Genomic DNA, 12,466 nt, shown 5'->3' on the forward strand with positions numbered 1-12,466 from the left:
CGTCTTGTAGGGGACTCTTACTTCCAGGTGACCCGGCCGCCGACCTCCTCGGCGATGAAGTCCGCCCAGCGTTCGCGTTCGCCCAGGAGGTTCGCCGGGAAATAGTCGTTCAGCTCCACGGAATGCCAACGGTAACCGGGGCGGTTGAAGAGGTCGCTGCCTTCCGCCAGGAAGCGGGGCACGTCGATGCCGTCGAGGATGTCCTCGCGGTTCAGCTCCTGGTGCGAGAAGCTCCGGATCTTGTGCCGGATGGCGGCGTCGTCGCCGATGTAGGAAAAATGCCAGCCCGCGTGGGGCAGGATGTCCACGTAGGCGGGCCGGGTCTCGGGGGTGTAGCGGTCCAGCGTGCCGCGGCTTTCGCGGATCTGTTGCGGCGTGGTCATCCGGGCCATCAGCCCGCGGACGGCGACGGGGAAGACCGAGAAGTTCTCGCCCTCCACGTTCATGAAATTGACCTTGAAGTAGAACAGCGGCACGCGGAACCCCGCGATCATCGCCGGGCTGTCGCGCAGCGACGCGACCGAGCGGGCGCGCAAGATCTCGTCCACGTCGGAGACGACGACGAGGTCGTCCGACTCCACCTTGTCCAGCCCGAGCGCGATGGCGTTGCGCTGCGCCCGCTCGCGCACCCAGGGATTGTCGGTCTCCGGGAAATCCGGGGCGACGATCAGCTTCACCTTGTCCAGGAAAGGCAGGAAGCGGTCGCGCTCCTCCATGAAGTGCAGCGGCTTCGGCGCGCCGGTGAACGTCTGCTTGGCCTCGACGATCACGAACTGGTCGACCGTGTCGTACAGCTCGCGGAAGCGCAGCTCCAGAAGGTCGAGCTCGTTGTGGAAGGTGAAGCAGTCGTAGATCTTCGGCTGGCGGCGCTGCGGTGACGCCACCGCCGGCCAGCGCGACCCCGGCCCCGCCGTCGTCTGCACGGCATCGGCCAGGGCCAGCACATAGTCCCGCTGCACGCCGGTCGTCCATTCGGTGATCTGGGACCGCAGGAATGTCTCGTCCCGCCGTGCCACCAGCTTGCGGACCATGGAGGCGAAGGGAGCCTTGCGTCCGGACAGCGCGAGGCTGGTCATCAGGTCTGTGTATTCCCGCCGGTCCAGAAGCGGGCCGTCCATGACCTCGATCCGTTCCTCCAGCGCGCGGTCCCCCAGCACTTTGCCGAAGTTGAACAGGCCGTGGAAGCCGAAGGCCGGTCTCGGCACCGGTGTCCGTTCGAAGGCGAAGCGGTCGGCCATGGCCTCCGGGGCGAAGCGGATGCCGGCCTTTTCCAGCGCCGGGCGCTCGGTCCGGCAAATCACGTGGTCCTCGGGGATGCCGGCTTCGAAGGGCAGGTCGCGCAGCCGGTCGAGCAGGGCGGCGGAGCGCAGGGAGAAGCCACCGTTCCCCACCGTCATGCCGTCCTCGTACCAGCCCCAGCGGGCGCCGATGTAGTCGAAGGCGCGGAACTCCTCCGTCCAGGCCTGCGGATCGGCGACGAAGCCGTCCCACTGGGCGATCAGGACATGGCCCGTCGTCACGAGCCGGCGCAGGCGGACGTTGATCGTGTCCGAATAGTCGTCGATGTCGTGGATCGGGGCGATGCGGTGGAAATCGACGCCGGGGATCTTCGGATCGCGGTCGGAGAGCAGCAGCACCCTGGAGAAGCGGCAGGCGGCGATGCTGTCCCGGATAGCCATCTCGACCAGGGCGTGGTTCGCCGTGTCGGCGAACACCAGCGTGCAGTCCTCGATCCTCACCATGCCGTTCCCCATTCTGCCGCCGGCGTCAGCCGCCCGCGGGCGCGGATCGTATCACGGCGGTTGTGGGGCTGCCACGGGCGGAGCGCCGGTCATCCTTGACGGGCGGGGGCCGGTCCCTTAGCTTGCGAATGTTCCCTGGGGGGCCTCGCTAGGAGGCTGAGACTCCGCCGGTCCGGCGCTTTCATCCGGACAACGCGGTGACCCATCGAACCTGATCCGGGTCATACCGGCGTAGGGACGGGACTGAAGGGCGGCACGGCGTACCCCCATTCCATCCAGACACCGCTTGCTCCGGCAACAGTTTGTTGGCGTTGCAAAAGGTGTGCGGACGTGACCGAAGCCCGACTTGTCGAAGAGCTGCTGGCCTTCATCGCCGCCGGAGAGGCGGACGAGGAGGCGTTCAACCGCATGGCGCTGGCCGTCTTCGCCCACCAGTTCGAGACCAACGCCCCCTACCGCCGCTTCGCCACCCAGCGGGCGCGCACCCTGCGCACGGTGAAGAGCTGGCGCGACGTGCCCGCCGTGCCGATCAGCGCCTTCAAGGACCTGACGCTGAGTGGACGGCCGCCGGAGGAATGCCCGCACGTCTTCATGACCAGCGGCACGACCAAGGGCGTGCGGGGCAAGAGCCACCATCCGACGCTGGCGGTCTACGACCGCTCCATGACCGTCAATTTCCGCCGCCGTTTCATGGCGGGCTATGACCGGCTGCGCATGGGCATCCTGTTCCCGACCGAGCAGGCAATGCCCAACTCCTCGCTCGCCCATTATCTGGCGCTGGCCAAGAGCGAATTCGGGATGGCGGAGAGCCGCTACTTCGTGTCCGACGCCGGGCTGGACGTGGACGGGGCCATCGAGGCGCTGTCGCGGGCGGAGGCGACCGGCGAACCCTATGCCCTGCTGGGGGCGAGCTTCAGCGTCGTGCATCTGATGGACGCGCTGGCCGAGCAGGGGCGGAGCTTCGCCCTGCCGGCGGGCAGCCGCATCCTCGACACCGGCGGCTTCAAGGGCCAGTCGCGGGAGATGGCGGCGGAGGAGTTCTACGGCCGCCTGTCCGCGACCTTCGGCGTGCCGCGCCGCCTGTGCATCAACATGTACGGCATGACGGAGCTGAGCACCCAGTTCTACGACGACGGCAACGAGGTGTGCCCGTCGGTGAAGTCCGGACCGCACTGGATACGCAGCCGGGTCATCAACCCGCTGACCGGGCAGGAGGTGCCGCGCGGCAGCGTCGGCGTGCTGGTCCATCACGATCTGGCCCATTTCAACTGCGCGTCGGCCATCCTGACCGAGGACGCCGGGGTTGAGGTGGACGGCGGCTTCCAGCTTCTCGGCCGGGCCGACGGGGCGGATGCCAAGGGCTGCTCCATGGCGGTCGAGGACTTCCTCAAAGCGGCGCGGGCGACTTGATGGAGCGGGCCGGGCATCTGCCGGGGCTGTCCGCCGACGCGGTGGACTGGCGGACGCTGACCTTCCGGCGCGGCGCCGAGACGCTCGACGTGGCGGTGCCGGTGCTGAGCGAGGCGCAGATCGCTGAATTGGCAACGCGGGTGCGGACCAACGCGCGGACTTACTTGAGAAGCCGCACCGTCGCGGAGATCGCCGCCACCATCGACCGCGCCGTCGCCCGGCTGCTCGACCGCGACGACCCGTGGCGGCGGAAGGCGGAACGGCTGCTGCCGCTGGTCACCGGCTACGACGCCGAGATGGTCCGGTTGGGGCTGACCGGCTATCTGAAGACCTTCCGCGGGCCGGAGCTGCGGAAATTCGTCGCGGAGGATTTCGCCAACCCGGCGGTGCTCGACGATTTCCAGCCGATGCCCAAGGGCGGCTTCGCCCGCGCCTTCGGGCCGGAGCTTCTGCTGCATGTCTGGGCGGGCAACGTGCCGGGCCTGCCGTTGTGGAGCCTGATCTCTGGCCTGCTGGTGAAGGCCGGCACGGTCGGCAAGCTGCCGAGCGCCGAGCCGCTGTTCGCCGGATGGTTCGCCCAGATCCTGGCGGAGATCGACCCGGAACTGGCCGACTGCATCGCCATCGTCTGGTGGAAGGGTGGCGACGCGGCGGCGGAACGGGCGTGGCTGACCCGCGCCGACACGGTGGTCGCCTATGGCGGAAACGACGCGCTGGAGGCCATCCGGGCGCGGGTGCCGATCACCACGCGCTTCCTGCCCTACGGGCACAAGATCAGTTTCGGCATGGTCGCCCGCTCCGCGCTCGACGCCGGGAAGGCGGGGGCGGTGGCGCGGCAGGCGGCCTACGACGTGGCGCGCTACGACCAGCAGGGCTGCTACTCGCCGCAGACCGTGTTCGTGGAGCGCGGCGGGCGGGTGTCGCCGCGCGAGTTCGCCGGCTATCTGGCGCACGAACTGGACGCCCTCGGCAGCAAGTTCCCGCGCCGCCCCCTGTCGATGGGCGAGGCGGGCAGCGTCGCGTCCTGGCGCAACGCGGAGGAGACGAAGGGCTTTGCCGACCCCAGCCGCGCCCTGCTGGGCGATCCGGCGGGAAGCTGGGCGGTCGCCTACACCGACGCGGCGGACGGCCTGAGCCCTTGCGGGCTGAACCGCACGGTGACGGTGGTGGCGGTGGACCGGCTGGCCGAGGCGGTGCCGGGGCTGGCGCCCCACCGCGCCTTCCTCCAGACCGTGGGCATCGCCGCCGCACCGGAGGAGCTGTTCGCGTTGGCCGGGGCGCTGGGGGCGGTCGGGGTGACGCGCCTCTGCGCGCTGGGGCGGATGACCGCGCCAGAGGCGGGCTGGCACCATGACGGGCGGTTCAACCTGCTGGACCTCGTGACCATGACCGAGATCGAAGGCTCGGCGGAACGGGCGGCGGACACCTTCGCCCCCTACACGGATTGAGGCGCCCGGCCATGAGCTTCGTCAGCATCGAACAGGCCGGCTACGGCGTCCCGAGCGGCGGCACCATCCTGGACCGCATCGACTGGACCATCGGGGAGGGCGAGTTCCACGCGCTGGTCGGGCGCAGCGGTTGCGGCAAGACGACCCTGCTGAAGCTGGTCGCCGGGCTGCTCGCCCCCTCGACCGGAACCGTCCGCATCCAGGGGGAGCCGGTGCGGGGGCCGGGCGCCCAGGTCGGCTTCGTCTTCCAGGCGCCGACGCTGCTGGACTGGCGGACGGTGCTCGACAACCTGCTGCTTCCGGTGTCGCTGACGCGCCGTCCGCAGCCGGCGGACCGCCGCAAGGCGGAGGAGCTGCTGGACCTCGTCGGCCTGACCGGACTCGAAGGGCGCTTCCCCAGCCAATTGTCGGGCGGGCAGCAGAGCCGCGTCGCGCTGGCCCGCGCGCTGGTCACCGAGCCGCCGCTGCTCCTGCTTGACGAGCCCTTCGCCGCGCTCGACGCCATCACGCGGGAGGAGTTGCAGGACGACCTGCTGAAGCTCTGCGCCCGGCACCGCACCACCGTGCTGTTCGTCACCCACGACATCGCGGAGGCGGTCTATCTGGCCGACCGGGTGGCGGTGATGGAGGGCGGGCACCTGCGCCACGCCCTGCCGGTGCCGCTGGCCCGCCCGCGCGGGCGCGACGTCCGCTACAGCCCGCGCTTCAACGCCCTGTGCCTTGAGCTTCGCCGCGCCATGGACGGCGCGGAACCCGGCGTGGCGCTGGAGCGCGCGTCGTGATGGTCCGCCTCGCCTCGGCCCTGCTGCTCGTCCTGCTGCTGGCGGGGTGGGAGGTCTATTGCCGGGTGGCGGGGGTGTCCGCGCTGGTCGTGCCGCTGCCCTCGGCGGTGCTGCGCACGCTGTGGGACGGGCTGGCGGGGGGATACCTGCTGCCGCATCTCTGGGTCACCACGGCGGAGATGGCGATGGGCCTCGCCGCCGGCTGCACCATCGGCTTCCTCGCCGGGGTGCTGCTGGCCGAGGTGCCGGTGCTGCGCCGCCTGTTCTACCCCTACATCCTCGCCAGCCAAGTGGTGCCGAAGCTGGCGCTGGGGCCGCTGTTCATCGTCTGGTTCGGCTTCGGCATGACCTCCACCGTCGTCATCACGGCGCTGATCTGCTTCTTCCCGCTGCTGGAAAACACCATGACCGGCCTTCAGCAGGTCGATCCCAACAAGCGGGAGCTGTTCCGGATGCTGCGGGCGACCCGCCTGCAAACCCTCTTGCGCCTGAAGATCCCCTCCGGCCTGCCGGTGATCCTGGCGGGGCTGCGCGTCGCCGTCGTGCTGGCGCTGGTCGGCGCCGTCGTCGGCGAGTTCATCGGAGGCCGGCAGGGGCTGGGCGCCTCGATCATCGCGGCGCAGGGGATGATGGATTCGACCATGATGTTCGCCCTGTTCATCGTCATCACGGTGCTGGGCATGATCGTTTATCAGGCCGCCGCCGGGCTTGAGCGGTGGCTGCTGCGCCGTCCGTGGAAAGGATAATCACACGATGTTCGGGTTCCTGCGCACCCTGGGTGCCGTCGCCGTTTCCGCCCTGCTTCTGTCTTCTCCCGCGCTGGCGCTCGACAAGGTGACCGTGGCGGGCTGGAGCCAGCCGATCAGCGAGATCACCAACCTGCTGGCCGAGCCGGACAAGGGCTTCTTCAAGGCCAAGGGCATCGATCTCGGCTATGTGCCGGGGACCGGCGGCGGCTCGGCCATCCAGAACATGCTGACCGGGCAGGCCGACGTGGCCTTCACCGACCCGGCCTCCTTCTACCTCGCGCTCGACAAGGGCGAGAAGCTGATCGCCATCTACAACATCTACCCGCAGAACGTCTTCAACGTGGTGTCGCCGAAGGAGCGCAACATCACCAAGCCGGAAGACCTCAAGGGCAAGCGCATCGGCGTCTACAGCCTGTCCAGCGGCACCCGCCAGAACCTCCAGGTGCTGCTGCATCAGGTGGGGCTGAGCGAGAAGGACGTGACCATCGAGGTGACCGGCCTGCTGAACTTCGCCCCCGTGATCCAGGGGCAGGTGGACGCCACCGCGGCGACCGACACCGGCCTGCATGTCGGCATGCAGAAGGGGCTGAAGGACGTCAACGTCATCGAGGTCAAGGACACGCTGAACCTGCCCAGCGACATCTTCGTGGTGACGGAGGAGACCTACCGCACGAAGAAGGACGTTCTGAAGCGCTTCCTCGCCGCCTACCGTGACAGCGCCGCCTGGATGATCGCCGAGCCGGAGGAGGCCGCCCGCCTCGCCGTGACCCGCGCCATCAACGGCCGCGACGAGGCCACCAACCTCGCCATCATCAAGCTGCGCAACGCTTCCAGCGTGTCGGAGACGACCAGGGCGAAGGGCCTCGGCCATTTCGATCCGGAACTGATGCAGAAGGGTGCGGACACCTTCAAGCAGCTCGGCCTGATCGGGACCGACCTCGACATGTCCAAGCTGGTCCGGTCCGACCTGATCCCCGAGTAAGGAAGGCGCGCCGGGCCATGGATTTCCGCGACAAGACCGTCCTCGTCACCGGCGCCAGCCGCGGCATCGGCGCCGCCATCGCCAAGGCCTTCGCGGCGGAGGGGGCGGCGGTCGCCGTCAACTACCTGAGCAACGCGGACGCTGCCGAGGCGGTGGCGGCGGCCTGCCGGGAAGCCGGCGGCGACGCCTGGGCGGTGCAGGCCGACGTGACCGACGCTGACGCGGTGAACCGCATGGTGGAGCGCACGGCGGAGGAGTTCGGCAAGATCGACGTGGTGGTGAACAACGCCTTCCGCCCCTACGCCTTCGACCCGGAGAAGCGCAAGCTGTTCTGGGACACCGAGTGGGCGGACTACCGGGGGCAGGTGGACGGTGCGCTGCTCGGCACCTACAACGTCTGCCGGGCGGTGTTGCCGGTGATGCGGCGGCGGCCCGGCGGCAGCATCGTGAACATGGCGACCGATCTCGTCGCCCGGCCCACCGTGCCCTATCACGACTACACGACGGCCAAGGCGGCGCTGGTCGGCTTCAGCCGCAATCTGGCGGCGGAGCTGGGGCCGCTGGGCATCCGCGTCAACTGCGTGGCGCCGGGGCTGGTCTACCCCACCGACGCCAGTCGGGCGACGAAGGAGGACGTGAAGGACGCCATCATCGCCCAGACCCCGCTGCGCCGCATCGCCACGCCGGAGGACGTGACCGGCCCGGTGCTGTTCCTGGCGTCAGGCTGGAGCCGCTTCATGACGGGGCAGGTGCTGTATGTGGACGGGGGGTTGGTGATGGGGTGAGGTGCGGGCGCCGTTGCCCCCCTCCCGACCTCCCCCCGCTGCGCAGGGGGAGGAGTTTAGCCCTCCCCTGCGAAAGCGGGGGAGGGTTGGGTGGGGGCCCGTCGCTAGCGCCCCCCTACTCCAACGCGATCTCCCCCTTGATCTCATGCTCCAGCCCGATGCCCTCAATGGTCAGCACGACGCGGGCCTGGAGCGTTTCGTTGCCCTTCAGCTTTCCGGCCTCGATCGCTTCGCTCACGGCGCGCTCGATCTCGCGCTGCGAGGTGACGCCGACGACCTTCAGGTATTTCCGGATGCCCATGTTGAAGGTGTCGTGGTCCATGATGCTCCTCCCTCTCTGATCGCTCCCGAAGACAACCGTCGCGGCAACGCTTTGTCCCGCCACGTCAGTCGTCGTCATACAGACCACGGGCGGCGTCGCGGTGGCAGGCCTCGCAATTGGCCTTGGACATCACGTCCTTGCGCAGCCAGACCTCCGGGCGGAAGCGGTGCTCGCGCACCCACCAGCGCTGCTCGGTGATGCGCAGCAGCGCGGGGTCCCCGCGCCCGGCGGCGTTGCCGGTCAGATAGGCGCGGATCTCCGCCGCCGGGCCGGGCGGCAGGCTGGCCTTCTCGCCGAAATGGTCGTCCAGCCCGTCCATGATCCGGGTCCAGCTTCCCGCCGGCAGCAGGCCGGGCTGGAAGGCCATATGGCATTCCCCGCATTCCTTGCGGGTGGCGTCGTTGGTCACCGGCGGGACTCGCTCGAACTCGTTGGCCGATGCGGGCGCGCCGGACAGCAGAAGCAGGACGGTCGCGGCGGCGAGGCGGCGGGGCATGGCGGGACTCCTCATTGGCCGGCCTCATTGTCCGGCGAGGTAGGTGATGAGGTCGCCCTTCTCCTGTGCCGTGCAGGCGCGGCCGAGGACGTTGGGGCAATCGCGGTCGAAGCGCCTCTCCACCTCCGCGGGGTCGGTGAAGCGCTTGGGGTTGGCGGAAACGGCCATCGGCTCGATCCCGCGCCCGGTCCGCTGGTGGCGGCCCTGGGCGGTCGGGTCGGGGGTGTGGCAGGCGGCGCAGGCGTTGGTCTCCGGCTTGCCCCCGCCGTGCGGGCCAAGATAGAGCGCGCGCCCGCGCTCGGCGGAAAAGCCGGCGAAGGCGGGCGATTGCGCCTTCGCCTGGGCGGCGTAGCCGTCGAGGAGGGCGGTGCGCGCCGTGTTCGGGGCGGCGGCGATGGCCCCACCCACGGCGAAGATGGCCAATGTGGGCAGGATCAGGCGAATCGAAAGGGGCGTCATGGGGCGATGACCTCGTGTCGGGTGTTGGAGCGGGCGCGCCAGCCGGCGACCTTCTTCAGGCCGAGCAGCGCGACGACCAGGGCGACATGGGCCAGCACGACGGGCAGGGAAAACTCGCCAAGCGCCTCGTGCAGCTTTTCTATCGGGACGACGGCGTCGGCGACCGCCCCGCTGAGGGCGGCGGCGCCCACCACGGCCAGCAGCGCCAGCGCCATCCAGGCGAGCAGCGGGCTGCGCTGCCCCCAGGCCCGCGCGTCGCCCGAAGCCACCCGGCGAAGCCATTCCAATGTCGCGGCTAGGGAGGGGCGGGGCAGGCGCAGCGGCCCCACCGGCATCAGCACCCCGGCCAGAAGCCGCACCGCCAGCGCGGCCAGCGCCGTGTAGCCGGCGAACTGGTGCATGGCGTAGGTGTCCTCGTCCCCCGTCAGGTAGGCGACGATGAAGGCGCCCGACAGCGCGGCGTGGAAGGCGAACAGGAACAGCAGCCGACCCGGCGTGCGGCGCGTTTTCGTGGGGCGGGGTTCAGTCGATCCCATGATCGTTTCCCCCAACGGCGGCGGCCAGCGTCCAGGCGGCGCGGGTGACGCCGTCCCCGTTGGAGAAAGCCTGGAAGGCGAAGGCCGCCACGACGATGACGAGCGTCGCGGCGGCGGTGTGGGTCAGCATCCTGCGGATCATCGGTGGTCTCCAGGGCGGCGGGTTCGTTGCCACGGAGACTGCGCCGCCCACGCTGAACGGAGCCTGAGCGGCCCATTCAGGTGCCGTTCAGGCAGCGATGTGCTAACTGGGATTGTCTTCCCGTATGCCCGTCCGCCCGCCTGCCGGTTCCGACCATGAACGCCGTCCGCACCGCCCTGCTGTCCCTGATCCTCTTCACCGCCGCCCTCCCTGGCGCCACTCTGCCGGCGGGCGCCGACGACGACCGCGACCACGAGCGGGCGCGGGAGGCGTTCCGCTCGGGCCGGGCGCTGCCGCTGGAGGCCATCGTGGCCCGCGCGCAGGCCGATTTTCCCGGTGACATCCTGGACGTCGAGTTCGAGGATGAGGACGGGCAGATCGTCTACGAGATCAAGACCATCACCGCCGAAGGCCGCGTCCTGAAGCTGAAATACGACGCCGCGACCGGCGACCTGCTGCGGGTGCGCGGGCGCAACGGGAAAGGCGAGGGCGGCCATCATGGGAAGAGGTGAGCGCCATGCGCCTGCTCGTCGTCGAGGATGATCCGGCGCTCGCCCGCCAGCTCGCCGAGCGGCTGGAGGGGGAGGGCTACGCCGTGGACCGCGCCGCCGATGGGGAGGACGGCCAGTTCCTCGGCGAGACCGAACCTTACGACGCCATCGTGCTCGATCTCGGCCTGCCGCGGGTCGACGGGCTGACGGTGCTGCGCTCCTGGCGCACGGGCGGGATCACGGCACCGGTCATCATCCTGACCGCCCGCGGCGCCTGGACGGAGAAGGTCCAGGGCATCGACGCCGGGGCCGACGACTATCTGGCGAAGCCCTTCAGCATGGAGGAGCTTCTCGCCCGCATCCGCGCGCTGATCCGCCGTTCCAAGGGCCACGCCTCGGCGGAGATCGCCTGCGGCGGGGTGGTGCTGGACACTCGCTCGGGCCGGGTCACGCTGGACGGGCGGCCGGTGGACCTGACCGGGCACGAGTTCCGCGTGCTCGACTACCTGATGCACCGCAAGGGGCAGCTCGTCTCACGCACGGAGCTGACCGAGCACATCTACGCCCAGGATTTCGACCGCGATTCCAACACCATCGAGGTCTTCGTGGGCCGCCTGCGCCGCAAGCTGGGCGCCGACCTGATCAAGACCGTGCGCGGGCTCGGCTACAAGCTGGAGGCGCCGTGAGCGGGGGTGGGCGGCGGCTGACCGGGTCGCTGCGCTTCCGCCTGCTGGCCGGGGCGGCAGTGTGGATCGCGCTGGCCCTGGCGCTGGCCGGGCTGGTGCTGTCCGGCCTGTTCCGCGACCATGTGGCCCGCCGTTTCGAGGCGGAGCTGAGCAACCATCTGGACCAGCTCGCCGCGCTGACCGAGATGGGGGCGGACGGCGCGCCGGTGCTGCGCCAGCCGCTCAGCGACCCGCGCTTCCGCCGGCCGCTGTCGGGGTTGTACTGGCAGGTCGGGCCGGGGGACGCGCCGGTCCTGCGCTCCCGCTCCCTGTGGGACGAGGCGCTGCCCCTGCCGCCGGACGAGGTCGCGGACGGCGACATTCACCGCCACAGCGTCGTCGGCCCCGCCGGGCGCCAATTGCAGGTTCTGGAGCGCGCGGTGACCTTTCCCAACGGGACCGCGCCCCTGCGCATGGCGGTGGCCCAGGACGAGGCGGAGCTGCGGGCGGTGGTGGCGGATTTCAACCGGGTGCTCTGGCTGTCGCTGGGGGCGCTGGCGCTGGCGCTGATCGGTGCGGCGGTGGTCCAGGTGTCGGTGGGGCTGCGCCCGCTGGTGCGGCTGCGCGCCGAGCTGGCCGCGGTGCGGGCCGGGCGCCGGAAGCGCTTCGGCGGTGACTCCCCGCGCGAGGTGCAGCCGCTGCTCGACGACCTGAACGCCCTGCTTGACCATTCGGAGGAGGTGGTGGTGCGGGCGCGGCTCCAGGCCGGGAACCTCGCCCACGCGCTGAAGACGAACCTCGCCGTTCTGGCGAACGAGGTGGAAGGGGAGGCCATCGCCCGGCGGGTGGCGGAGATGCGCCGCCACATCGACCACCACATGGCCCGCGCCCGTGCCGCCGCCGCCCGCGGCCTGCCCGGCGTCGCCACACCGGTGGCCGACAGCGCCGGGGCGCTGGCGCGGGTGATGGAGAAGCTCCAGAGCGGTGGTCATGGCGGGGGCCGGGTGACCGTCACCGTCCGCGTCCCGCGCGAGCATGTCTTCGCCGGGGAGCGCGAGGATCTCGACGAGATGCTGGGCAACCTGCTGGACAACGCCATGAAGTGGGCGGGGTCGCGGGTGGAGGTCGCGTCGCGGCTGGAGGCGGGCGGGATGCTGGCGGTGGTGGTGGAGGACGACGGGCCGGGCCTGCCCGCCGACCGGCGGGACGCCGTGCTGGCCCCCGGCGTGCGGCTGGACGAAAGCACGCCGGGCAGCGGTCTCGGCCTCGCCGTCGTGCGCGACGTGGCCCGGCTCTACGGCGGCGACCTGCGGCTGGGCGATTCGCCGCTCGGCGGGTTGCGGGTGGAGCTGGTGCTGCCGGCGGCGCCGCCGTCCTGACCGGCGCAAGAATTCCGTCACATCTCCGCGCTGGCGGCGGACCGTCCCTTGTGGTCTGAATGGCGTCCCTTCGCGTGC

Annotated in this window: 15 protein-coding genes and 1 riboswitch; of the genes, 9 read left to right on the forward strand and 6 right to left on the reverse strand. The window is 70.5% G+C overall.

All coding sequences use genetic code 11. The features are described from left to right. Positions 1 to 17: 17 nt before the first annotated feature. Positions 18 to 1,742, reverse strand: a complete 1,725-nt coding sequence (locus JJL56_RS16205) for a DUF5672 family protein (RefSeq protein WP_200485633.1) — start codon at positions 1,740 to 1,742, stop codon at positions 18 to 20. Between the two features lie 126 nt (positions 1,743 to 1,868). Further along, positions 1,869 to 1,998, forward strand: a riboswitch (TPP riboswitch). Positions 1,999 to 2,072: 74 nt separating this feature from the next. Between JJL56_RS16205 and JJL56_RS16210 the strand changes: the two genes are divergently transcribed. From JJL56_RS16210 to JJL56_RS16235, 6 genes are read left to right on the forward strand one after another with little or no spacing between them, the layout of a single operon-like run. Further along, entirely contained in the window at positions 2,073 to 3,152 is a 1,080-nt protein-coding gene (locus JJL56_RS16210) for a LuxE/PaaK family acyltransferase (protein WP_200485634.1), read from the forward strand. Beyond that, entirely contained in the window at positions 3,152 to 4,600 is a 1,449-nt protein-coding gene (locus tag JJL56_RS16215) for an acyl-CoA reductase (RefSeq protein ID WP_200485699.1), read from the forward strand. Before JJL56_RS16210 ends, JJL56_RS16215 begins: the two co-directional genes overlap by 1 nt. Before the next feature lie 11 nt (positions 4,601 to 4,611). Further along, positions 4,612 to 5,382, forward strand: coding sequence for an ABC transporter ATP-binding protein (locus JJL56_RS16220; protein ID WP_247891097.1), 771 nt, complete (start codon positions 4,612 to 4,614; stop codon positions 5,380 to 5,382). Further along, a complete protein-coding gene (locus JJL56_RS16225) occupies positions 5,382 to 6,128 on the forward strand; it encodes an ABC transporter permease (RefSeq protein ID WP_145678807.1) in 747 nt (248 codons plus the stop codon). The genes JJL56_RS16220 and JJL56_RS16225 overlap by 1 nt, the downstream gene beginning before the upstream one ends. A gap of 7 nt (positions 6,129 to 6,135) precedes the next feature. Next, positions 6,136 to 7,113 carry an ABC transporter substrate-binding protein gene (locus JJL56_RS16230; RefSeq protein ID WP_145627966.1) on the forward strand — a complete coding sequence of 326 codons (978 nt, stop codon included), beginning with the start codon at positions 6,136 to 6,138 and terminating at the stop codon, positions 7,111 to 7,113. Between the two features lie 17 nt (positions 7,114 to 7,130). Next, on the forward strand, positions 7,131 to 7,898 hold the full coding sequence (locus JJL56_RS16235) for a 3-oxoacyl-ACP reductase (protein ID WP_200485637.1): 768 nt from the start codon (positions 7,131 to 7,133) through the stop codon (positions 7,896 to 7,898). A 115-nt stretch (positions 7,899 to 8,013) separates the two neighbouring features. Here JJL56_RS16235 and JJL56_RS16240 read toward each other — a convergent pair whose 3' ends face one another. The 5 genes from JJL56_RS16240 to JJL56_RS16260 form a co-directional block, all read right to left on the reverse strand. Beyond that, positions 8,014 to 8,220, reverse strand: coding sequence for a DUF6494 family protein (locus JJL56_RS16240; RefSeq protein WP_035677918.1), 207 nt, complete (start codon positions 8,218 to 8,220; stop codon positions 8,014 to 8,016). Between the two features lie 64 nt (positions 8,221 to 8,284). After that, complete coding sequence (locus tag JJL56_RS16245; protein WP_200485638.1) at positions 8,285 to 8,716, reverse strand: diheme cytochrome c; 432 nt, start codon at positions 8,714 to 8,716, stop codon at positions 8,285 to 8,287. Between the two features lie 24 nt (positions 8,717 to 8,740). Further along, entirely contained in the window at positions 8,741 to 9,175 is a 435-nt protein-coding gene (locus JJL56_RS16250; RefSeq protein ID WP_200485639.1) for a DUF1924 domain-containing protein, read from the reverse strand. Beyond that, a complete protein-coding gene (locus tag JJL56_RS16255; protein WP_200485640.1) occupies positions 9,172 to 9,711 on the reverse strand; it encodes a hypothetical protein in 540 nt (179 codons plus the stop codon). The genes JJL56_RS16250 and JJL56_RS16255 overlap by 4 nt, the downstream gene beginning before the upstream one ends. Beyond that, positions 9,698 to 9,853, reverse strand: coding sequence for a hypothetical protein (locus tag JJL56_RS16260; RefSeq protein ID WP_155903588.1), 156 nt, complete (start codon positions 9,851 to 9,853; stop codon positions 9,698 to 9,700). Before JJL56_RS16260 ends, JJL56_RS16255 begins: the two co-directional genes overlap by 14 nt. 155 nt (positions 9,854 to 10,008) lie before the next feature. On the opposite strand from JJL56_RS16260, the gene JJL56_RS16265 reads away from it, so the two are divergent. Genes JJL56_RS16265 through JJL56_RS16275 form a run of 3 tightly spaced genes read left to right on the forward strand, consistent with a single transcriptional unit; the run spans position 10,009 to position 12,388 of the window. Then, positions 10,009 to 10,365: a PepSY domain-containing protein gene (locus JJL56_RS16265; protein WP_035677922.1), complete on the forward strand. Its 357-nt coding sequence runs from the start codon at positions 10,009 to 10,011 to the stop codon at positions 10,363 to 10,365. Positions 10,366 to 10,370: 5 nt separating this feature from the next. Further along, positions 10,371 to 11,030 carry a response regulator gene (locus tag JJL56_RS16270; RefSeq protein WP_200485641.1) on the forward strand — a complete coding sequence of 220 codons (660 nt, stop codon included), beginning with the start codon at positions 10,371 to 10,373 and terminating at the stop codon, positions 11,028 to 11,030. After that, positions 11,027 to 12,388 carry an ATP-binding protein gene (locus JJL56_RS16275; RefSeq protein ID WP_200485642.1) on the forward strand — a complete coding sequence of 454 codons (1,362 nt, stop codon included), beginning with the start codon at positions 11,027 to 11,029 and terminating at the stop codon, positions 12,386 to 12,388. Before JJL56_RS16270 ends, JJL56_RS16275 begins: the two co-directional genes overlap by 4 nt. The last annotated feature ends 78 nt before the right edge of the window (positions 12,389 to 12,466 follow it).

The sequence above is a fragment of the Azospirillum aestuarii genome (assembly GCF_016632405.1).
In the GTDB taxonomy this organism is placed as follows: domain Bacteria; phylum Pseudomonadota; class Alphaproteobacteria; order Azospirillales; family Azospirillaceae; genus Azospirillum; species Azospirillum aestuarii.